Here is a 20,222-nt window from a genome sequence, read left to right as displayed (position 1 = left end):
CGCGCAGCCGTACCGGTCCGGCCAGGCACCCTCGGATCGGATGGCGCGGACATGCGTCGCCGGTCCGCGGCGCCGGCCGCCGCCGTGCCCTCATCCGAAAGTCGATGATCGGCGGATTCCTACTTGATGGCGCGGATTCTCCCGCTTTTTTCGGGCCTGTCGGCGCGCCAATCTCGGCGCATGGACATGCCAGTCGCCAATCCCGGCCCCGGCATCCTGGTGGAGGAGGGGCCCGACGTTCCGCTGCAAGGCGGTGTCTTCCACGTGTCCGTGGTGACCCGTGGCCGATACGCCTGCTTTGCCGACTTCCACGTGGCCTGGACGGCCGTGCGCGCCTTCCGCGACCCGGCGGCGCTGGGCGATGCCCGGCTGCTGGCCTGGGTGCTGCTGCCGGACCGGGTGGCCTGGCTGGTCCAGGGCGGCGAGCAGATGCCGATGGAGAAGGCGGTCAGCCGGATGAAGTCCTGCAGCACAGCGCAGGTCAACAAGACCCTGTTCCGTGCCGGGCCGCTGTGGGAACCGGGCTTCAAGGCGCGCGAGCTGGCGCCCGACGAGGACCCGCGGGCGGTGGCGCGGCGCCTGCTGGTGGCGCCGCTGCAGGCCGGGCTGGCCTCGGAACTGATGGATTACCCCTTCTGGGACTGTGTCTGGCTGTGAGGTCCCCGGCGGGACGGGCGGCGGATGGCTTTCCAGGGGAGGGAGGCGGCAGGCAGGCTGCCGGTGGGGGCGCCGGCAGCCTGCCCCCCTCCGTCCGTCCCGCCGCGGCTCCTGCCATGCCGGCGAGAGGGGCGCTGGGGCATGGCTCCGGCCGGGTTTGCCGGGCTGGGATTTGTGCTGGCGGCTGGCCGGGCAGGGCGGCGGGCTGATGGGCCCGTGGTGCGGATCGATGGCGATGCGCCAGTGACGCAGGGGCTGGCCGAAGGGGCGCGGAAGCGTCATGCTTTCGCGCTTGGACGCTGCCTCCCCTGCCGATGTTCAGCATTCCGATACGGGTTTACTGGGAAGATACCGACGCCGGTGGCGTGGTCTACCACGCCCGCTACGTGGCCTTCCTGGAGCGCGCGCGCAGCGACGCGTTGCGCGCCATGGGCCGTGGCCAGCACGCCCTGCAGGCGGCCGGACTGGTATTCGCGGTCCACTCGATGCGGCTGGACTTCCTGCGCCCGGCGCGGCTGGACGACCTGCTCGAGGTAACCGCGGAAGTGTCCCGGCTCGGCCGCGCCAGCGTGGTGTTCTCCCAGCGCATCCTGCGCGGGGAGGAGACCCTGCTGGAGGCCGAGGTCAAGGTGGCGTCCCTGCGCGCGGCCGATTTCCGGCCCTGCCCGATGGACCCGGCGCTGTACGAGGAACTCCGGACGCTGCAGGCCGGTCCGATGCGCTGACCGTATCGCTCGCGGCGGGGCCATCGCCCCGCTGGCATTGCACCAAGACGAAGCCATTGAGGAACAAAGGATGATCGGATCGAGCCTGGCCCTGCTGGCCACCGTGGTGGAGGCACTGCCGCCGGACGCGGCCGCGGCGGCCACCGAGGCGGCGGCTACCGCCGCCCATGGCGGCATCAACTACCTGGACCTGATGCTGCGGGCGAGCCTGCCGGTCAAGCTGATCGTGCTGCTGCTGCTGGCCGGTTCGCTGATCAGCTGGGTGATCATTTTCCGCAAGCTGGGCGCGTTCAAGCGCGCCGACCAGGAAGCGGACGAGTTCGAGAACCGGTTCTGGTCCGGCGCCGACCTCGGCAAGCTGTACGCCGCGGCGACCGACCGCAACCGCGTGGTCGTGGGCCTGGAGGCGATCTTCGAGGCGGGTTTCCGCGAGTTCGCGCGCCTGCGCGACAAGCGCCGCCACGACGGCCGCGCCCAGCTCGAGGGCGCGCAGCGCGCCATGCGCGTGGCCTTCACCCGCGAGGTCGGCCAGCTGGAGCGCAACCTGGAGCTGCTGGCCAACATCGGCTCCACCGCCCCGTACGTGGGCCTGGTCGGCACCGTGTTCGGCATCATGGTGACCATGCACGACATGGTCAGCCAGGGCCAGCAGGTCGGCATCGCCTCGGTGGCGCCGGGCATTTCCGAGGCGCTGTTCGCCACCGCCATCGGCCTGTTCGTGGCCATCCCCGCGGTGTGGGCCTACAACCGCTACACCACCCGGGTCGAGCGCCTGTCGCAGCGCTACGAGAGCTTCGCCGACGAGTTCAGTTCGATCCTGCAGCGCCAGGCCGGCGGCGACGAATGAGCCGCCGCCCCGACGGGAGCACGCCATGAGCACATTCGCCCGGCACAAGCGCCGCAAGCTCAAGTCCGAGATCAACGTCGTTCCCTACATCGACGTGATGCTGGTGCTGCTGATCATCTTCATGGTCACCGCCCCGCTGCTGAGCCTGAGCGTGGACGTGGACCTGCCCAAGTCCAACGCCCGCTCGGTGGACAGCAAGAAGGACCCGGTGATCGTCACCGTGGACGCCGAGGGCCGCTACTTCCTGACCCTGGAAGGCGGCAAGGCGCAGCCGATCGACGCCACCGAGCTGAGCGCGCGGCTGGCGGCGTTCGTGGCCCAGAACAAGGACTTGCCGGTGTTCGTCGCCGCCCCGGGCGGGGTGGAGTACCAGAAGGTGATGGACACCATGGTCCTGGTGCAGGCCGCCGGCGTGCCGCGGGTGAGCCTGATGAGCCAGCCGGGCGGTCGCTGAGGCCGCCCGCAGGTGAGCATGCACGCCGACGCCTTCTACCATCGCCCCGAAGACCGCGAGAGCGGCCTTGCCGGCCCGCTGCTGCTGGCGCTTGCCCTGCACATCGGCGTGGCCCTGCTGTTCTGGCTGGCCTGGTGGTGGTCGCCACAGCGCAAGGTGGAGCCGGCGGCCGGTTCCCCGGCGATCGAGGCCTCGCTGGTGATGAGCCCGGCCGACCTGGCCGCGGCCCAGCGCCGCGCCGAGGAAGCGCCCAAGCCGGAGCCGCTGCCGGAGCCGGTGGCCGAGACCGCGCCCGAGGAAACCGTGCCACCGCCGCAGCCGCTGCCCGAGCCGCGTCCGCAGGACGCCACGGTGCAGCCGCAGCAGAAGGCCCAGGACTTCATCCCGCAGCCGGACACCGTCGACCAGGACGAGGCCCGCCGCGACGCGATCGCCAAGGAAAAGGCCGAGAAGGAACAGGAAGAGCGCCGCCGCCAGCAGCAGATCGACCTGACCGAACAGCAGCGGCAGAAGGAAGCCGAGAACCAGCGCCGCCTGGCCGCCCAGGCCGAGGAGGCCGAGCGCCAGAAGAAGCTGGCCGAGATCCGCCGCCAGCGCGAGCAGGCCGCGCGCGAGGCCGAGCGCGCCGAGCAGCGCCTGCGCCAGCTGCAGCAGGTCCAGCAGCGCCAGTCCGCGCCTGCCCAGGCCAGCCAGGGCTCGCCGGGGCAGGGCGGCACCAGCGAGGACCTGACCGCCAAGTACGCCGCCGCGATCCAGCAGGCGGTGACCAACCAGTGGATCCGCCCGGACACCGTGCCCCTGGGCCAGCGCTGCCGGGTGCAGATCCGCCAGCTGCCCGGTGGCGAGGTGATCGACGTGAAGGTGCAGCCCGGCTGCCCCTACGACGAGGCCGGCCAGCGCTCGCTGGAGGCGGCCGTCCTGCGCGCCCAGCCGCTGCCCTACCGCGGCTTCGAATCGGTGTTCCAGCGCACCCTGATCCTGAACTTCGAGGCCCGGGACCGCTGAGGCGGACGTGGGAACTTCTTCCTTCCATGGCGGTCTTTGCCGGCCGCCGCGCTCCGTAGCCAGGGAAGCCCCCGGTCGCGGGGCCGTGCCCGCCGGCGGCGGCCGCGGGCGGTTCAGGCCGTTGGCTGGGTGTTCACGCGGTTTTCGTTCATGATTGCGAATATGTTCACGCCACCGCTGGTATCCCTAGCGTCCCCCAAGAGTGTCCAAGCCCTGCCCATGAAAGCATCCCTGCGCTGGTTCTTCCTGCTTGTCTGCCTGGTCGTGCCGGGCCTGGCGACCGCCCAGCAGCAGGGCCTGGAGATCGACATCATCGGCGGCAACGCCTCGGCGCTGCCGATCGCAGTGGTGCCGATGCCGTACGAGGGCGGCGGCACCCCGCCGCAGACCGACGTGGCCAAGGTGGTGCGCGACGACCTGGCGCGCTCGGGCCAGTTCCGCACCCTGCCGGTGGAGCAGATGGTCGAGCGCCCGACCCGCGGCGGCGAGATCCAGTACCCCACCTGGCGCCAGCTCAAGCAGGACTACCTGGTGGTCGGCCGCGTGCTGGACGCCGGCGAGGGTGGCTACCGCGTCGAGTACGAGCTGTTCGACGTGGCCCGTTCCGAGCGCCTGCTGGGCCTGGCGATGACCGCGCGCGCCAGCGCCATGCGCGACGTCGCCCACCAGATGGCCGACGCGATCTACGAGAAGATCCTCGGCGTGCGCGGCGCGTTCTGGACCCGCATCGCCTACGTCACCGCCAGCGGCACCGGCGGCGCGATGCGCTACGCGCTGGTGGTGGCCGACTCCGACGGCTGGAACCCGCAGGTGGTGGTGCGCTCGGCCGAGCCGCTGCTGTCGCCGGCGTGGAGCCCGGACGGGCGCAAGCTGGCCTACGTCAGCTTCGAGCGCGGCAACTCCTCCATCTACATCCAGGACATCGCCACCGGTGCGCGCGAGCTGGTCTCCAGCTTCCGCGGCATCAACAGCGCGCCGTCGTTCTCGCCGGACGGGCGCAAGCTGGCCCTGTCGCTGTCGCGCAGCGGCAATCCCGAGATCTACGTGATGGACCTGGCCAGCAAGCAGCTGACCCAGCTGACCAACCACTTCGGCATCGATACCGAGCCGACCTGGAGCGCCGACGGTTCCACCATCTACTTCACCTCCGACCGCGGCGGCCGCCCGCAGATCTACCAGGTGCCGTCCAGCGGCGGCGCCGCCACCCGGGTGACCTTCCAGGGCAACTACAACGCCACCGCCACCATCTCGCCGGACGGCAAGAAGATCGCGGTCGCCCAGGGCTCGGGCAACACCTACCGCATCGCACTGATGGACTCCAGCCTGGGCGCGCCCCGCTGGAGCACCATCTCCACCGGCTCCCTGGACGAGTCTCCGAGTTTCGCCCCCAACGGCAGCATGCTGATCTACGCCGCGCGCGAGGGTGGCCGGGGAGTGCTGTACGCAGTTTCGGCCGACGCCCGGGTGCGCCAGCGCCTGGTCCTGGCCGACGGCGACGTGCGCGAACCTGCGTGGTCGCCCTACCGCAGCGCGCGTTAAAAATCGGTTGTAAGATTCGCCCGTTGCACGCTTATCTCAACCACCACCCACTGTGCATCACAAGGAAATGATCATGAACAGTTCCACCCGCGTTCTGCTGGTTTCCCTCCTGTCCGTTGCAGCCCTCGCGGGCTGCTCCAAGAAGGTCAAGGAGCAGCCGGCTCCGGAACCGGCGCCGACTCCCGCCCCGACCGCCCCGGTCGCCGACGACGGCCGTTATGGTCCGGAAGACCTGGATACCGATGCCTGCCTGCGCCAGCGCGTCGTGTACTTCGACTTCGACCAGGACGCCCTGAAGCCGGAGTTCCAGGCCATCGTCGCCTGCCACGCCAAGTACCTGCGTGACCGTCCGTCCTCGCGCATCACCCTGCAGGGCCATGCCGACGAGCGCGGCAGCCGCGCCTACAACCAGGGCCTGGGCGAGCGCCGCGGCAACGCCGTCAACTCCGCCCTGCAGGCGGCCGGCGGTTCGGCCAGCCAGCTGGAGGTCGTGAGCTATGGCGAGGAGCGTCCGGTCTGCACCGAGTCGACCGAGAGCTGCTGGGCGCAGAACCGTCGCGTCGAGATCGTCTACACCGCTCGCTAAGCGATGCTTCGCCCTCGTGCCATCGGCATGATGCTGGTCGTGGCGGCCCTCGCGGCCGCCACGCCCGCGTCTGCGCAGAAGCTGAGCCTGGCCGACCGGGTCGCACGGCTCGAGGCACAGGCCAACAACACCCAGGCCACCCAGGACCTGCTCAACCAGCTGGCGCAGCTGCGCAGCGAGGTGCAGGAACTGCGCTCGGCGCTGGAACAGCTGCAGTACGAACAGCAGCAGATGCAGCAGCGCAGCCGCGACCAGTACCTGGACCTGGACGGCCGCCTCAACCGCCTGGAAGGCGGGGAACTGCCCGCACCGCCGGCCGCCACCACCGGCGCCGCCGCGCCCACCGCACCGGCTGCCCCGGCCGCGACGGCCACCGCCGGCAGTGATGCCCCGCGGGTCCATGGCGATCCGGGCTCGCTGGCCCTGGGTGCCGACGAGCGCGCCGCTTACGAGGCCGCGTTCAATACCCTCAAGGCCGGTGACTACGCCCGTTCGGCCGAGGCCTTCCAGGCCTTCCTGGACACGCATCCGGCCGGTGTCTACGCGCCCAACGCCCTGTACTGGCTGGGCGAGAGCTACTACGCCACCGGCAACTACGCCCTGGCCGGGCAGCAGTTCCGCGCCCTGATGGAGCGCTACCCGACCCACGACAAGGCGCCCGGCGCGCTGCTGAAGCTGGGCCTGTCCCAGTTCGGCGAAGGCGAGGTGCGCCAGGCCCAGGCCACCCTGCAGCAGGTCGAATCGCAGTTTCCGGGCAGCGATGCCGCGCGGATCGCCGCCGACCGCCTGCGCTCGATCCAGATCAGCCAGCTGCGCTGATCCGCGTCGCCCCGCGGGCGACCGCCACATTCCGCTTCCAGCCCCGGCATGCGCCGCATGCCGCGCTTGCGCCCGCTTGCCGCGCTTCGTTCCGGCGCCGGCGGCCATGGCCACGGGCCCGTGGGCTTACAATTGCCCCATGAATACCCCCACTCCGCAGAACCGCCTGCGGATCACCGAGATCTTCCTGTCCCTGCAGGGCGAGGCCAACGCCGCCGGCTGGCCGACCGTGTTCGTGCGCCTGACCGGCTGCCCGCTGCGCTGCCAGTACTGCGATACCGCCTACGCCTTCCATGGCGGGCAGTGGTGGGAGATCGACGACATCCTCGCCGAGGTCGCCCGCCATGGCGTGCGCCACGTCTGCGTGACCGGTGGCGAGCCGCTGGCGCAGAAGCGCTGCCTGGACCTGCTGCGGCGCCTGTGCGACGCCGGCTACGACGTCTCGCTGGAGACCTCCGGCGCGCTGGACATCGCCGGGGTCGACCCGCGGGTGTCGCGGGTAGTCGACCTCAAGACCCCCGGTTCGGCCGAGATGGCGCGCAACCGCCTGGAGAACCTCCCGCTGCTGACCGCGCGCGACCAGGTCAAGTTCGTGCTGTGCGGCCGCGCCGACTACGAGTGGGCGCGCGACATGGTCGCCGAGCACGGCCTGGCCGCACGCTGCGACGTGCTGTTCTCGCCCTCCAAGGGCCAGCTGGAGGCGCGCGACCTGGCCGACTGGATCGTCGCCGACCGCCTGCCGGTGCGCTTCCAGATGCAGCTGCACAAGATCCTCTGGAACGACGAGCCGGGGCGCTGACCCGGATGCGGCCCTACAATGGGCCACCCCACACAAAGCAGTTCCCATGAAGAAAGCCGTCGCCCTCGTCTCCGGTGGCATGGATTCGGCCGTCGTCCTGGCCATCGCCCGCGAACAGGGATTCGCCGTGCACGCGTTGAGCGTGCGCTATGGCCAGCGCCATACCTCCGAACTGGATGCCGCCGCGCGCGTGGCCAGCGCCCTGGGCGCGGTCGAGCACAAGACCGTGGCCATCGACCTGCGCAGCATCGGCGGCTCGGCGCTGACCGACGACATCGAGGTGCCGGAGGCCGGCGGCGAGGGCATCCCGGTCACCTACGTGCCGGCGCGCAACACCATCATGCTGTCGGTGGCGCTGGGCTGGGCCGAGGTGCTGGGCGCGGCCGACATCTTCTGCGGCGTCAACGCGGTGGACTATTCCGGCTACCCGGACTGCCGCCCGGAGTTCGTCGCGGCCTTCGAGCGGCTGGCCAACCTGGCCACCAAGGCCGGCGTGGAAGGCGCGGGCATCCGCGTGCACGCACCGCTGATCCGCATGGGCAAGGACGAAATCGTGCGCGAGGGCCTGCGCCTGGGCGTGGACTTCGCCCAGACCGTGTCCTGCTACCGCGCCGATGAGCAGGGCCGCGCCTGCGGCCACTGCGACGCCTGCCAGCTGCGCGCGGCCGGCTTTGCCGCCGCCGGCGTGGCCGATCCGACCCGCTACGTCGCGGCCGCCGGCTGAGGCGCGCGTCGCCGGCGGACGCCGCCGTTGCCGCCGGCAGGCGCAGCAGCCGCCTGATCGGGTAAAATGCGCGGCCCCGGCCTGGCCGGGCTCCGTGGGCCGTTAGCTCAGTCGGTAGAGCATCGGACTTTTAATCCGCTGGTCGTTGGTTCGATTCCAACACGGCCCACCATTGCTTCCGCGCCGGCCTGCCAGGCCGGTCGCTCTGGACCCCGTCGCCGCACGGGGTTTTTTGTTGCCCACGCCCCTACCCGGAGCTGAGGATGAGCGCAGACGAGGCGGCGCTGAGCGCCGAACAGGTGGCCCACAGGAACCGGATCCACGCCTACGGCCTGGTCGCCGGGACGATGGCGGTGATCGCGGTCGCCGCCATCCTGTGGTTCTGGCTGGCGCGCGATTACCCGGTGCTGCGCTACGTGTTCATCGCCGGTGCGGCGCCGTTCGCCTGGTACGCCGGACGGCTGCCGATGGAGGCCTGGCTGGCCGCGGACGCGCGCTGCGCGGCCTGCGGCGCGCCGTACGCGGTATCCGAGACCGGCCGCGAGGAAACCCTGGTCGCGGCCACGCCGCGCCGGCGCGAGTCGGTGGTGGGGCGCTCGATCTCCGGCCCCAACGAAGGCAAGACCCTGGTGCGCAAGGAGAGCTGGACCGAGGAGCGTTACCAGGTCGTGGTCACCCGTGCCTGCAGCGAATGCGGCGACGTGCGCAGCACGCAGTCGGTGCGCACGATCCAGGCCAACAGGACCAGCGACGACGTCTACCGCCGCTGAGCACGGAAAAAGGGAGGCTGCCGCACCACGCCGGTGCGCGGAAGCCGGCACGCGCGGCGCAGGGACGAGAACGCCCGTCCCGGCCGCGTGCAGCGTCGGACGACGTGGTGAGCCGGCGTGGCTGCCGGTCGGGGACGGAGCGCTTCAGTCCTCGCCGCGATAAATCCGCGACAGCCGCGCCCCGTCGTGCGACACGAAACGGCCACTGTCACCCGTCAGCGCGAATCGCCATGCCGCCAGCAGCGCGGTGACGGGGGGGGAACGCCATTGCCTTGCCTTGCGGTACGCCTTCCCGAAATCGTGAAGGCGTTGCTGCAGTCCTGCCCGTTGGGGTGCGGGCTGCCGAGGGTTTTCCTTCACCATTGCATTCTCTCCGGCCGCGGGGGGCGGCCATCGGGTCACGCTGAGTCCTCCCCTGTCGGCGACCATACCGCGTCCCTGGCGTTCCCGGCCACCGCGCCGCTGAACGGCAGCGCGACGGGCGCGGAGGCCGCGTTGAAGCCATCGCCTGGCGGGCCCATAGTCCTCCTGCACACCCCCCCGCGCCCGCGCGTCGCAGGCCGTTCCCGGGCCCCATGAGCACCGCCGCCTTCCATCCCGCCGTCGCCCGCTGGTTCGACGCCGCCTTCCCGGGCCCGACCGAGGCCCAGGCCGCGGCGTGGCCGGCGATCATGGCCGGGCGCAGCACCCTGGTGGCCGCGCCGACCGGCTCGGGCAAGACCCTGACCGCCTTCCTTGCCGCGATCGACGCCCTGGTGCGCGAAGCCCTGGAGCAGGGCGGGCTGGCGGACGAGACCCGGGTGGTCTATGTCTCCCCGCTCAAGGCGTTGTCCAACGACATCGCCCTGAACCTGGAAGCACCGCTGGCCGGCATCGGCGTGGCGCTGCGCGAACTGGGCCTGCCCGAGGTGGGGATCCGCACTGCCGTGCGCACCGGCGACACCCCGCAGTCGGAGCGTGCGCGGCTGCGGCGCAGGCCGCCGCATATCCTGGTGACCACGCCCGAGTCGTTGTACGTGCTGCTGGGCTCCGAATCCGGTCGGGCGATGCTGCGCACGGTGCGCAGCGTGATCGTGGACGAGATCCATGCCCTGGCCGGCAACAAGCGCGGCAGCCACCTTGCGCTGTCGCTGGAACGGCTGGAGGCGCTGTGCGCGCGGCCGCTGGTGCGGATCGGCCTTTCGGCCACGCAGAAGCCGGTGGAGGAGGTGGCGCGCTTCCTGGTGGGCGCCGGCAACGTGCATCCCGGCCGCGACCGCCTGCCCGCCGCTGGCGGCGGCTGGCAGCGCGGCGGCGCGGTGCATGGCGGTAGCGCGAAGCGCGACGTCCCCGACTGCGCCATCGTCGATATCGGCTACACCCGCCAGCGCGACCTGGCCCTGGAACTGCCGCCCACGCCGCTGTCGGCGGTGATGTCCAACGACCAGTGGGAGCAGGTCTACCTGCGCGTTGCCGAGCTGGTGCGCGAGCACCGCACGACGCTGGTGTTCGTGAATACCAGGCGCATGGCCGAGCGCGCCGCGTTCCACCTGGGGCGCCTGCTTGGCCATGACGCGGTCGCCACCCACCACGGCAGCCTGTCGAAGGAACTGCGCCTGGCCGCCGAGCAGAAGCTCAAGGCCGGGCAGCTGCAGGTGCTGGTCGCCACCGCCTCGCTGGAGCTGGGCCTGGACATCGGCGACGTGGACCTGGTGTGCCAGTTCGGCTCGCCGCGCTCGATCGCCGCCTTCCTGCAGCGCGCCGGGCGCGCCGGCCACCATGTCGGCGGCGTGCCGCGCGCGCGCCTGTTCCCCACCACCCGCGACGACCTGGTCGAATGCGCCGCGCTGCTGGACTGCGTGCGCCGCGGCGAGCTGGATGCACTGCGGATCCCGGAAGCGCCGCTGGACGTGCTGGCGCAGCAGATCGTGGCCGAGGTCGCCGCCGCCGAGTGGGACGAGGACGCGCTGTTCGAACGCCTGCGCCGGGCCTGGCCATACGCGCGGCTGCAGCGTGGTCGCTACGACGAGGTGGTGGCGATGCTGGCCAACGGCTTCAGCGACCGCCGCGGCGCGCGCGCCGGGTGGGTCCACCGCGATGCCGTGCACCGCCGCCTGCGCGGCCGCGAGGGTGCGCGCCGGGTGGCGGGCATGTCCGGCGGCACCATCCCCGAAGCCGGCGACTACGCCGTGGTGCTGGAACCGCAGTCGACCTTCGTCGGCACGGTCAACGAGGACTTCGCGGTCGAGAGCATGGCCGGCGACGTGTTCCAGCTGGGCAATGCCAGCTACCGCATCCTGCGGGTCGAGTCCGGCAAGGTGCGGGTCGAGGACGCGCAGGGCCAGCCGCCCAGCATCCCGTTCTGGCTGGGCGAGGCGCCCGGGCGCAGCGACGAGCTGTCACTGGGCGTGTCGCGCCTGCGCGCGGAAGTGGCCGCGCGGCTGCGTGGCGCGGATGCCGCGCAGGGGGAGGCGCCGCTGGCGCCGGAGGGCATCGCCGCGGCGCGCCGGTGGCTGCAGGAGGACGTCGGGCTCGGCGCGGAAGCCGCGCGCCAGCTGGTCGACTACCTCGGCGCCAGCCTGGTGGCGCTGGGTGCCATGCCCACCCAGGACGCGATCGTGCTGGAGCGCTTCTTCGACGAGACCGGCTCCACCCACCTGGTGGTGCACAGCCCCTGGGGCAGCCGGATCAACCGCGCCTGGGGCCTGGCGCTGCGCAAGCGCTTCTGCCGCCAGTTCAACTTCGAGTTGCAGGCCGCGGCCACCGAGGACGCGATCGTGCTGTCGCTGTCCACCAGCCACAGCTTCCCGCTGGCCGAGGTGGCCAGGTACCTGCATTCGTCCTCGGCCACCGACGTGCTGGTGCAGGCGCTGCTGGACGCGCCGATGTTCGCCGTGCGCTGGCGCTGGAACGCGGGCACCGCGCTGGCCCTGCCGCGCTATTCCGGCGGCGGCAAGCGGGTGCCCCCGCAACTGCAGCGGATGAAGTCCGAGGACTTGCTGGCCACGGTGTTCCCCGACCAGGTCGCCTGCCTGGAGAACATCGTCGGCGAGCGCCAGGTGCCGGACCATCCACTGGTGGCGCAGACCCTGCACGACTGCCTGCACGAGGCCATGGACCTGGGCGGCTGGCTGGAGCTGCTGCGCGGGCTGGAGTCCGGGCGCATCGCGGTGGTGGCGCGTGACCTGGCCGCGCCTTCGCCGCTGGCGGCCGAGGCGATCAATGCGCGGCCCTATGCCTTCCTCGACGATGCGCCGCTGGAGGAACGCCGTACCCAGGCGGTGCAGGCGCGGCGCTACGCCGATCCGGAATCGGCTTCGGACCTGGGGCGCCTGGACACCGAAGCGATCGGGCAGGTGCGACGCGAGGCCTGGCCGCAGGCGCGCGACGCCGACGGCATGCACGAGGTGCTGACCGGGCTGGGCTTCGTCACTGGCGAAGAGGTGGCGCGCGAACCGCAGTGGCCGGCGCTGTTGCAGGCGCTGGCCGGCGACGGCCGCGCCGCCTGCGTGGAAGCCGGCGGCCAGCGCTGGTGGGTGGCGGCCGAGCGCCTGCCACAGCTGCTGGCGCTGCATCCGCAGGCGCGGCGGGAACCCGCGCTCGCGGTGCCGGATGAGTTCGCGCGCGTGGCCTGGACTGCCGAGGGGGCGGCGATCGCCCTGCTGCGCGCACGCCTGACCGGGCTGGGGCCGGTGACCGTGGCGGCACTGGCCACCAGCCTGGCCCTGCCGCCGGCCGCGGTCGAACAGGCATTGCTGGCCCTGCAGAGCGACGGCTATGCGATGCAGGGGCGCTTCAGCCCCGGCGCGCCGGCGCAGGAGTGGTGCGAACGCTACCTGCTCGCGCGCATCCATCGCCTCACCCTGAAGCGCCTGCGCCGCGAGATCGAGCCGGTGGCGCCGCGCGACTTCATGCGCTTCCTGTTCCAGTGGCAGCGGGTGGCGCCGGAGGCGCGGGTGAGCGGGCCGGATGCGCTGGCCGGCGTGCTGGCGCAGCTGGAAGGCTACGAGGCACCGGCCCCGGCCTGGGAAGCGGAGCTCCTGCCGGCGCGGCTGCGCGACTACGCGCCGGCCTGGCTGGACGGCCTGTGCAGCGGCGGGCGCACGCTATGGACCCGGTTGCGTGCCGCCGGCAACGAGGCCGAGGGCAACCGCGCCGGTACCTCGCTGCGCAATACCCCGGTGCTGCTGCTGCCGCGCCGGCATGTCGGCCACTGGGCGGCGCTGGCGCCGCCGCTGGATCCCGGGCTGCCGGGACTGTCCTCGCGCGCACGCAAGGTGGCCGACTGCCTGGCCACGCATGGCGCCTCGTTCTTCGACGAACTGCTGGACGCCACCGGCCTGCTGCGCACCGAGCTGGAAGACGCGCTGGCCGAGCTGGTGGCGCGCGGCATGGCCCATTGCGACAGCTTCGCAGGGCTGCGCGCGCTGCTGGTGCCGCCGTCGAAGCGGCCCTCGCCGGGGCGCGGCCGCCGTCGCGGTGCACTCAACGCGATCGAGGATGCCGGGCGCTGGGCCCTGGTGCGCCGGCCCGCGGCGGCGGAAGACGGTGGCCGCCGGCGCCCGGACCCGGAGGCGGTGGAACACGTGGCGCGGGTGCTCTTGCGCCGCTATGGCGTGGTCGGCTGGCGCATCCTCGAACGCGAGGCGGCCTGGCTGCCGCCGTGGCGCGAGCTGCTGCGCGTCTACCACCGCCTGGAGGCGCGCGGCGAGGTGCGCGGCGGACGCTTCATCGAGGGCCTGAGTGGCGAGCAGTTCGCGCTGCCGGAGGCGATCGCGCCGCTGCGCAAGGTGCGCAACCGGCCGCCGGACGGGCAGCTGGTGGAAGTCAGCGCACTGGATCCGCTGAACCTGTCGGGCACGGTGTTGGCCGGGGACAAGGTGCCGCGCATCGGCGGCGCACGCTTGCTGTTCCGCGACGGCGTGCCGGTGGCCGCGCGCGTGGCCGGCGAGGTGCGGTTGCTGGCGGCGCTGGAGCCGGCGGTCGAGCAGGAGGTGCGCAGGCGCCTGTCCGGCGAGCCGGAATCCGGGCTGGAAGCGCTGCTGGCCAGGATCCAGGCCAACCTGCCGCAGCCGACGCGCTGAGCCCGGCACCGCGAAGCGCTAGCCGTACTCGCGGATCACGTCCAGCACGTCCTGGCCGTAGCGCGCCAGCTTGCCGCCGCCGACGCCGCCGACCCGCGCCAGTTCGCCGATCGTGGCCGGGCGCAGCTGGGCGATGTCGCGCAGGGTGCGGTCGTGGAAGATCACGTAGGCCGGCACGTTCTGCTCGCGCGCCAGCGCGGCGCGCCAGGCGCGCAGGGCGTCGAACAGCGGGCGATCATACGAATCCACATGCAGCGTGCTCTGGCTCGGGCGGTCGCTGCCGCCGCGGCCGGAACGGCGCGCCGGTTCCTCGCGCATCAGCACCTGGCGCTCGCCCTTGAGCACCGGCCGCGCGGCCGCGCCCAGGCGCAGGCCGCCGTGGCCCTCGGCATCGACCTCCAGTAGCCCGGCGACCACCAGCTGGCGGAACACGCTGCGCCAGGTATTGGCGTCCAGGTCGCTGCCGATGCCGTAGGTGGACAGTTCGTGGTGGCGGAACTGGCGGATCTTCTCGGTGTCCGCGCCGCGCAGCACCTCGATCAGGTGCGCGGCGCCGAAACGCTGGCCGGTGCGGTACACGCAGCTGAGCGCCTTGCGCGCAGCCTCGGTCGCATCCCAGGTGCGCACCGGCTGCAGGCAGTTGTCGCAGTTGCCGCAGCCCTGGCGGCCATCCGGCGCCTGGTAGGCCTCGCCGAACGCGGCCAGCAGCGCCTGGCGGCGGCAGCCGGCGGTCTCGCAATAGCCCAGCAGCTGGTCCAGCTTGCGCCGTTCCAGGCGCTTGCGTTCCTCGCCGGCCTCGGATTGCTCGATCATCTGCCGCAGCAGGACCACGTCGCCCAGGCCGTAGCCCATCCAGGCCTCGGCCGGCTCGCCGTCGCGGCCGGCGCGGCCGGTCTCCTGGTAATAGCCCTCGATCGACTTGGGCAGGTCCAGGTGGGCGACGAAGCGCACGTCCGGCTTGTCGATGCCCATGCCGAAGGCGATGGTCGCGCACATCACGATGCCGTCCTCGCGCAGGAAGCGGCGCTGGTTCCCGGCGCGCACCTCGGCCGGCAGGCCGGCGTGGTAGGGCAGGGCGGCGATGCCCTGGCCGGCGAGGAACTGCGCGGTCTCCTCGACCTTGCGCCGGGACAGGCAGTAGACGATGCCCGATTCGCCGCGATGCCCGCCGAGGAAGTCCAGCAGCTGCCGCCGCGGGTTGTCCTTGTGCGCCACCGAATAGCGGATGTTCGGGCGGTCGAAGGAGCTGAGGAAGCAACGCGCTTCCTCCAGCGCCAGGCGCTCGGCGATCTCGCGCCGGGTGGGCGGGTCGGCGGTGGCGGTCAGGGCGATGCGCGGTACCTGCGGCCAGCGCTCGTGCAGCACCGTCAGCTCGCGGTACTCGGGGCGGAAGTCGTGGCCCCACTGCGAGACGCAGTGGGCTTCGTCGATCGCGAACAGGGCGATGCGGCTGCGCTCCAGCAGCGACAGGAAGCGCGGTGTCAGCAGCCGCTCCGGGGCGACGTAGAGCAGGTCGAGCGTGCCGTCGAGCAGTTCGCGCTCGACCTGCCGGGCCTGTTCGGCGTCCAGGGTCGAGTTGAGGCAGGCGGCGCGCACGCCCAGCTGCAGCAGCGCTTCGACCTGGTCCTGCATCAGCGCGATCAGCGGCGAGACCACGATGCCGGTGCCTTCGCGCAGCAGCGCCGGCACCTGGTAGCACAGCGACTTGCCGCCGCCGGTGGGCATCAGCACCAGGGCGTCGTTGCCGGCGGCGACGTGTTCGATGATGTCCCGTTGCTGGCCGCGGAAGGCATCGTAGCCGAACACCTGGCGCAGCACGGACAACGCATCGCGCGCCACGGTCGCGCTGCCGGCGCGCGACGGCGTGGCGTTCAAGGATTCCTGCATGGGCCAAGGATACCGGCGCGCGCCGGTGCCGGCATGAACAGAATCGCTTGCATCCGGGCTCAATCCGCCAGCGCGGCTAGCTTCTGCGCCAGCTTCTTTGGCGAGACGCCGCCGCGCGAACCCAGTTCCTGCGCAAACAGCAGCACCCGCAACTCCTCCACCTCCCAGCGCAATGACTGCCAGCCCGGCTGGTCGGCCACGCCGCGCGCGGCGGCCGCGGCCAGGGCATCGGTGAACGGCTTCAGCTCCAGCATGCGCGCCTGGTCGCGCGCCGGATCACGCAGGGCGCGCTCGGCGCGCAGGCTCATGCCCTTGAGCCAGCGCGGGAACTGCGCCAGTGCCTCGGCCGGGGTGTGGCGCAGGAAGCCCGGATGCACCAGGCCGTCCAGTTGCGCGCGCAGGTCGTCGAGGTTGGCGCCGGCCCAGCCCATCAGCGGGGCTTCCAGCTTCGGCTTGAGCGCGGCCACCGCGGCCAGGATCTGCTCGGCCAGCTGCAGGCGCTGCATGGCCTCGGCGAACAGCTGGCGGCCGGCGGCCTCGGCGCGCTTCTGGAATGCGGCGTGGTCGCGGATTTCGCCGAGCCCGTCGGCCAGCACCGCGTTGAGCGCGGCCTCGACCAGGTCGGCGCGCAACTGTTCCTTTTCCTGCGCCTTGTCCTGCGGCGATCCGCCGAACTGCTCGATCGCCGCGTAGAGCAGGCCCAGCTTGGGCGAGACCGGCAGCTGCTTGCGCGCCTGCCTGGCCTTGTCGGCCAGGGCGATGCGCAGCAGGCGGTCGACGCCGCGCGGGTGTGCGGCCTCGGCCTGGGCGCGGTCGGCGAACACCCGCAGCACCGCATGCGTGCCTTCGTCCACCAGCGCCGGGAAACCGGGCACGCCGGCCTCGCCGGTGACCTGCAGCGGCAGCGGCTCCCCGGGGAACTCGCGCAGCTCGCGGGTGCTGGTGGCCAGCGCGTTGGCGGCGCGGGCGGCAAAGGCGCGCGCGGCGCGTTCGCCGAAGCGCGCGCGCAGGTCGTCCAGGTCGCGCGACTCGGCCAGCACCTTGCCGCCGCGGTCCGGCAGCTCGCGCAGGCGCAGGTTCATGCGCAGGTGCGGTTCCAGCGCGGCCTCGTCGAAGTCCAGCGCCGACACCGGGCTGCCGGTGGTACGGGTGAGGAAGCGCGCCAGCTCGCCGGCAATGGAGTCGGCGCTGGGTTGCGGGAAAGCCTCGGCGAAGGCGCGGCCGAAGTCCGGCGCCGGCACGTAGTTGCGGCGCATGGCCTTGGGCAGGGTGCGGATCAGGCCGGCGGCCTTGTCGGCGACGAAGCCTGGCGCCAGCCACGACAGCCGCGCCGGATCCAGCGCGTTGAGCAGCGGCAGCGGCACCTCCAGGGTGACGCCGTCGTCGGCCGCGCCCGGCTCGAACCTGTAGTGCAGCGGCAGGCGCGCGTCGCCCAGCGCGAAGTACTTCGGATACAGGTCGCCCTGCTGGCCCTCGCCGGGCAGCAGGTCGGCCAGCGACCAGCGCAGGGCCTGCTTCTTCTCCTGCTCCAGCTTGCGGTACCAGGCGTCCAGCGCGGTGGCCGAGTGGATCTCGGCCGGGATCCGGTCCAGGTACCAGCGCGCCTGCCAGTCCTCGTCGGCGACCAGGCCGGCGCGGCGCAGCTTGGCCTCTTCCTCGCGCGCCTGCTCCAGGGTCTTGAGGTTGGCGGCCACGAACGAGGCCCTGGTGTCGATCTCGCCGGTGACCAGGCCCTGGCGCACGAACAGGTCGTGGGCGCCGGCCGGGTCGATGCGGCCGTAGTGGACCGGGCGCTTGGGCGCCAGCACCAGCCCGAACAGGCTGATCTGCTCGGAGGCCAGCACGTTGCCCTGGGCGCGCGACCAGCGCGGGTCGAAGTGCTTGCGCGCCAGCAGGTGCGGCAGCTCGGCGATCGCCCAGTCCGGCTCGACCGCCGCCGCGGTCAGGCCCCAGACCTTCTGCGTGTCCAGCAGGGTCGCGACCAGCACCCACGGCGGCGGCTTCTTGGCCAGCGGCGAGGCGGGGAACAGCTGGAAGCGGCGCTGGCGCGGGGCCTGGAAGTCGCCCTTCTCGGTGCGGTGGCCGAGCTGGGTGGGCAGGCCGGCGATCAGGGCGCGGTGCAGCGCCTGGTAGGCGGCGGCACGCTCGCGCGCGCCGAAGCGGCCTTCCCCGGAAATGGGGTCAGAGCCACTTTCCGAGCGGGGAGGCGGCGATGGCGAGCGTGAAGCGGGGGAAAGCGGCTCCGACTCCGTTTTCCCCTCGCGCGCAAGGCGCGCGGCGCGGTGCAGCTCGCCGCGGCTGGGGCGGTTGCCCTGGCGGGCCTCGCCCGGGGCCGGCGCGCCGGCCAGCAACGGCAGCAGGGAGCGTTCCGGCTCCTCCTCGCTCCAGCCCAGCTCGTTGCACAGCAGCCTGAGCTGGCGGTGCAGTTCGCGCCATTCACGCATGCGCAGGAAGCCGAGGAAGCGCTTGGTGCACCAGTCGCGCAGTTTCGACTGGGTCAGCTCGCCATGGGCGTCGTCGTAGGCCTGCCACAGGCGCAGGATGCCGACGAACTCCGAGCGCGGATCGGCGAACTGGGCATGGGCGTTGTCGGCGGCCTCGCGCGCGTCGGCCGGGCGCTCGCGCGGGTCCTGCACGCCGAGGAAGGCGGCGATCGGCAGCATCGCGCGCAGGCAGCCATGGGCCTGTGCCGCCACCAGCATGCGCGACAGCTTCACGTCCACCGGCAGGCGCGCCATCTGCCGGCCGATCGCGGTCAGCCGGCGCTGGCCGTTGCCGGCGTCCTCGACCGCGCCCAGCTCGATCAGCTGCTGCCAGCCGTCGGCGATGGCGCGTTCGTCCGGCGGCTCCAGGAACGGGAAGTCCTCGATCCGGCCCAGGCCCAGCTGCAGCATGCGCAGGATCACCCCGGCCAGGCTGGAACGGCGGATCTCCGGGTCGGTGAATTCCGGGCGGGAGAGGAAGTCGGCCTCCGAATACAGGCGGTAGCACACGCCCTCGGACACGCGGCCGCAGCGGCCCTTGCGCTGGTTGGCGCTGGCCTGGCTGATCGGCTCCACGTGCAGGCGGTCGATCTTCGAGCGCGGGCTGTAGCGCTTGACCCGGGCATCGCCGGGGTCGATCACGTAGCGGATCCGCGGCACCGTCAGCGAGGTCTCGGCGACGTTGGTCGCCAGCACGATGCGCCGCTGCGGGCCGGGGTTGAACACCCGGTCCTGGTCCCTGGCCGACAGCCGCGCGTACAGCGGCAGCACCTCGGTGGAACGGTACTGGCGTTTCTCCAGGGCGCGGTGCACGTCGCGGATCTCGCGCTCGCCGGGCAGGAACACCAGCACGTCGCCGCGCGGGTCCTCGGCGGTGATCTCGTCGACCACGGCGGTGATCGCCGCCACCGGGTCGGCCTCGCGCTCGTGCCGCGCCGGCTTGCGGCCGGTCTGCGCCGGCGGTTCCTCCAGCGGGCCGTCCGGCGGCCGGTAGCGCACTTCCACCGGGTAGGTGCGGCCGGCGACCTCGACCACCGGCGCGTCGTCGAAGTGGCGGGCGAAGCGCGCGGTGTCGATCGTCGCCGAGGTGACGATCAGCTTCAGGTCCGGGCGCTTGCGCAGCAGCTGCTTGAGGTAGCCCAGCAGGAAGTCGATGTTGAGGCTGCGTTCGTGGGCCTCGTCGACGATGATCGTGTCGTAGGCCGACAGCCAGCGGTCGGAGGCGATCTCCGCCAGCAGGATGCCGTCGGTCATGAACTTGACCCGGGTATCGGGGCCGACGTTGTCGGTGAAGCGCACCTGGTAGCCGACCATCCCGCCCAGCGGGGTCTTCAGCTCCTCGGCCACGCGCGCGGCCACCGCACGGGCGGCGATCCGGCGCGGCTGGGTGCAGCCGATGGTCCCGGCCACGCCGCGCCCGGCGGCCAGGCACAGCTTGGGCAGCTGGGTGGTCTTGCCGGAGCCCGTCTCGCCCGCCACCACCACCACCTGGTGGGTGCGCACCAGTTCGACGATGCGTTCGGCCTCGGCGGTGATCGGCAGCGCCGGATCCAGGGTGATGGGCGGCAGGCCTTCGGCGCGCGCCTGGCAGGCCGCGACCGAGGCCGCCAGCGCCTGTTCGAAGCGTGCGCGCAGTTCGGCGTCGGCCGGCTTCCCGCGCCAGCGCGACCACAGCCCGTGCAGCCGGCCGCGGTCGCGGCTCAGGGCGCCGGAAATCGCAACCCGGCCATCGTCGAGGGCCTGGCGCAGGTCGTCGGGGATCGATTCCATCTATGGGGCCGTGTGAAACTTTGCATAACGCGGGCGGAGTTAGTGTGTATTCTGACAGTCCCCACCAGTTCCGTGGACCCAAAGCCCCAGGAGT

The 20,222-nt window shown here is 72.3% G+C and carries 14 protein-coding genes, 1 tRNA gene and 1 pseudogene; 13 read left to right on the top strand and 3 right to left on the bottom strand.

Annotated elements, in window-relative coordinates:
* The first annotated feature begins 180 nt into the window (after nt 1-180).
* The 12 genes and pseudogenes from PSEJ31_RS0115075 (at nt 181) to PSEJ31_RS0115020 (ending at nt 8,925) form a co-directional block, all read left to right on the top strand.
* Nucleotides 181-657, top strand: coding sequence for a transposase (locus tag PSEJ31_RS0115075; protein ID WP_028915929.1), 477 nt, complete (start codon nt 181-183; stop codon nt 655-657).
* Between the two features lie 314 nt (nt 658-971).
* Nucleotides 972-1,382, top strand: a complete 411-nt coding sequence (ybgC, locus tag PSEJ31_RS0115070) for a tol-pal system-associated acyl-CoA thioesterase (RefSeq protein WP_019399257.1) — start codon at nt 972-974, stop codon at nt 1,380-1,382.
* A 70-nt stretch (nt 1,383-1,452) separates the two neighbouring features.
* On the top strand, nt 1,453-2,229 hold the full coding sequence (tolQ, locus tag PSEJ31_RS0115065) for a protein TolQ (RefSeq protein ID WP_028915928.1): 777 nt from the start codon (nt 1,453-1,455) through the stop codon (nt 2,227-2,229).
* A 25-nt stretch (nt 2,230-2,254) separates the two neighbouring features.
* Nucleotides 2,255-2,683: a protein TolR gene (gene tolR, locus PSEJ31_RS0115060; protein ID WP_019399255.1), complete on the top strand. Its 429-nt coding sequence runs from the start codon at nt 2,255-2,257 to the stop codon at nt 2,681-2,683.
* A gap of 18 nt (nt 2,684-2,701) precedes the next feature.
* Nucleotides 2,702-3,688 (top strand): cell envelope integrity protein TolA, encoded by a 987-nt coding sequence (tolA, locus tag PSEJ31_RS0115055; protein ID WP_019399254.1) that lies wholly within the window; start codon nt 2,702-2,704, stop codon nt 3,686-3,688.
* Nucleotides 3,689-3,907: 219 nt separating this feature from the next.
* Nucleotides 3,908-5,227 (top strand): Tol-Pal system beta propeller repeat protein TolB, encoded by a 1,320-nt coding sequence (gene tolB / locus PSEJ31_RS0115050; RefSeq protein ID WP_019399253.1) that lies wholly within the window; start codon nt 3,908-3,910, stop codon nt 5,225-5,227.
* Nucleotides 5,228-5,300: 73 nt separating this feature from the next.
* Nucleotides 5,301-5,813 carry a peptidoglycan-associated lipoprotein Pal gene (pal, locus tag PSEJ31_RS0115045; RefSeq protein WP_026010651.1) on the top strand — a complete coding sequence of 171 codons (513 nt, stop codon included), beginning with the start codon at nt 5,301-5,303 and terminating at the stop codon, nt 5,811-5,813.
* Nucleotides 5,814-5,816: 3 nt separating this feature from the next.
* A complete protein-coding gene (gene ybgF / locus PSEJ31_RS0115040; protein WP_198015084.1) occupies nt 5,817-6,632 on the top strand; it encodes a tol-pal system protein YbgF in 816 nt (271 codons plus the stop codon).
* A 139-nt stretch (nt 6,633-6,771) separates the two neighbouring features.
* Nucleotides 6,772-7,431 (top strand): 7-carboxy-7-deazaguanine synthase QueE, encoded by a 660-nt coding sequence (gene queE, locus PSEJ31_RS0115035; protein WP_028915926.1) that lies wholly within the window; start codon nt 6,772-6,774, stop codon nt 7,429-7,431.
* Between the two features lie 25 nt (nt 7,432-7,456).
* Nucleotides 7,457-8,155, top strand: a pseudogene (gene queC, locus PSEJ31_RS0115030) (7-cyano-7-deazaguanine synthase QueC); the annotation flags it as partial.
* 96 nt (nt 8,156-8,251) lie between these two features.
* A tRNA-Lys gene (locus PSEJ31_RS0115025) sits at nt 8,252-8,327 on the top strand.
* Nucleotides 8,328-8,418: 91 nt separating this feature from the next.
* Nucleotides 8,419-8,925, top strand: coding sequence for a hypothetical protein (locus PSEJ31_RS0115020; RefSeq protein ID WP_019399248.1), 507 nt, complete (start codon nt 8,419-8,421; stop codon nt 8,923-8,925).
* A 144-nt stretch (nt 8,926-9,069) separates the two neighbouring features.
* Here the strand turns inward: PSEJ31_RS0115020 and PSEJ31_RS17065 are convergent, their stop codons facing one another.
* Complete coding sequence (locus PSEJ31_RS17065) at nt 9,070-9,288, bottom strand: hypothetical protein (protein ID WP_125076004.1); 219 nt, start codon at nt 9,286-9,288, stop codon at nt 9,070-9,072.
* A gap of 212 nt (nt 9,289-9,500) precedes the next feature.
* On the opposite strand from PSEJ31_RS17065, the gene PSEJ31_RS0115015 reads away from it, so the two are divergent.
* Complete coding sequence (locus PSEJ31_RS0115015) at nt 9,501-13,988, top strand: DEAD/DEAH box helicase (RefSeq protein ID WP_028915925.1); 4,488 nt, start codon at nt 9,501-9,503, stop codon at nt 13,986-13,988.
* 18 nt (nt 13,989-14,006) lie between these two features.
* Here the strand turns inward: PSEJ31_RS0115015 and recQ are convergent, their stop codons facing one another.
* Nucleotides 14,007-15,875 (bottom strand): DNA helicase RecQ, encoded by a 1,869-nt coding sequence (gene recQ, locus PSEJ31_RS0115010; protein WP_019399246.1) that lies wholly within the window; start codon nt 15,873-15,875, stop codon nt 14,007-14,009.
* A 59-nt stretch (nt 15,876-15,934) separates the two neighbouring features.
* Complete coding sequence (hrpA, locus tag PSEJ31_RS0115005) at nt 15,935-20,128, bottom strand: ATP-dependent RNA helicase HrpA (protein WP_028915924.1); 4,194 nt, start codon at nt 20,126-20,128, stop codon at nt 15,935-15,937.
* Nucleotides 20,129-20,222: the final 94 nt, after the last annotated feature.

Source organism: Pseudoxanthomonas sp. J31 (assembly GCF_000510725.1).
Taxonomy (GTDB): Bacteria; Pseudomonadota; Gammaproteobacteria; order Xanthomonadales; family Xanthomonadaceae; genus Pseudoxanthomonas.
Note: the sequence above shows the minus strand (reverse complement) of the source record. Positions and strands in the feature narration are given on the sequence as shown.

Coding starts and splice junctions, on each gene's coding strand:
- PSEJ31_RS0115020 (WP_019399248.1), top strand. CDS start 8,419: ATGAGCGCAGACGAGGCGGCGCTGAGCGCCGAACAGGTGGCCCACAGG.
- tolB (WP_019399253.1), top strand. CDS start 3,908: ATGAAAGCATCCCTGCGCTGGTTCTTCCTGCTTGTCTGCCTGGTCGTG.
- ybgC (WP_019399257.1), top strand. CDS start 972: ATGTTCAGCATTCCGATACGGGTTTACTGGGAAGATACCGACGCCGGT.
- tolA (WP_019399254.1), top strand. CDS start 2,702: ATGCACGCCGACGCCTTCTACCATCGCCCCGAAGACCGCGAGAGCGGC.
- pal (WP_026010651.1), top strand. CDS start 5,301: ATGAACAGTTCCACCCGCGTTCTGCTGGTTTCCCTCCTGTCCGTTGCA.
- tolQ (WP_028915928.1), top strand. CDS start 1,453: ATGATCGGATCGAGCCTGGCCCTGCTGGCCACCGTGGTGGAGGCACTG.
- queE (WP_028915926.1), top strand. CDS start 6,772: ATGAATACCCCCACTCCGCAGAACCGCCTGCGGATCACCGAGATCTTC.
- PSEJ31_RS0115075 (WP_028915929.1), top strand. CDS start 181: ATGGACATGCCAGTCGCCAATCCCGGCCCCGGCATCCTGGTGGAGGAG.
- tolR (WP_019399255.1), top strand. CDS start 2,255: ATGAGCACATTCGCCCGGCACAAGCGCCGCAAGCTCAAGTCCGAGATC.
- ybgF (WP_198015084.1), top strand. CDS start 5,817: ATGCTTCGCCCTCGTGCCATCGGCATGATGCTGGTCGTGGCGGCCCTC.
- PSEJ31_RS0115015 (WP_028915925.1), top strand. CDS start 9,501: ATGAGCACCGCCGCCTTCCATCCCGCCGTCGCCCGCTGGTTCGACGCC.
- recQ (WP_019399246.1), bottom strand. CDS start 15,875: ATGCAGGAATCCTTGAACGCCACGCCGTCGCGCGCCGGCAGCGCGACC.
- hrpA (WP_028915924.1), bottom strand. CDS start 20,128: ATGGAATCGATCCCCGACGACCTGCGCCAGGCCCTCGACGATGGCCGG.
- PSEJ31_RS17065 (WP_125076004.1), bottom strand. CDS start 9,288: ATGGTGAAGGAAAACCCTCGGCAGCCCGCACCCCAACGGGCAGGACTG.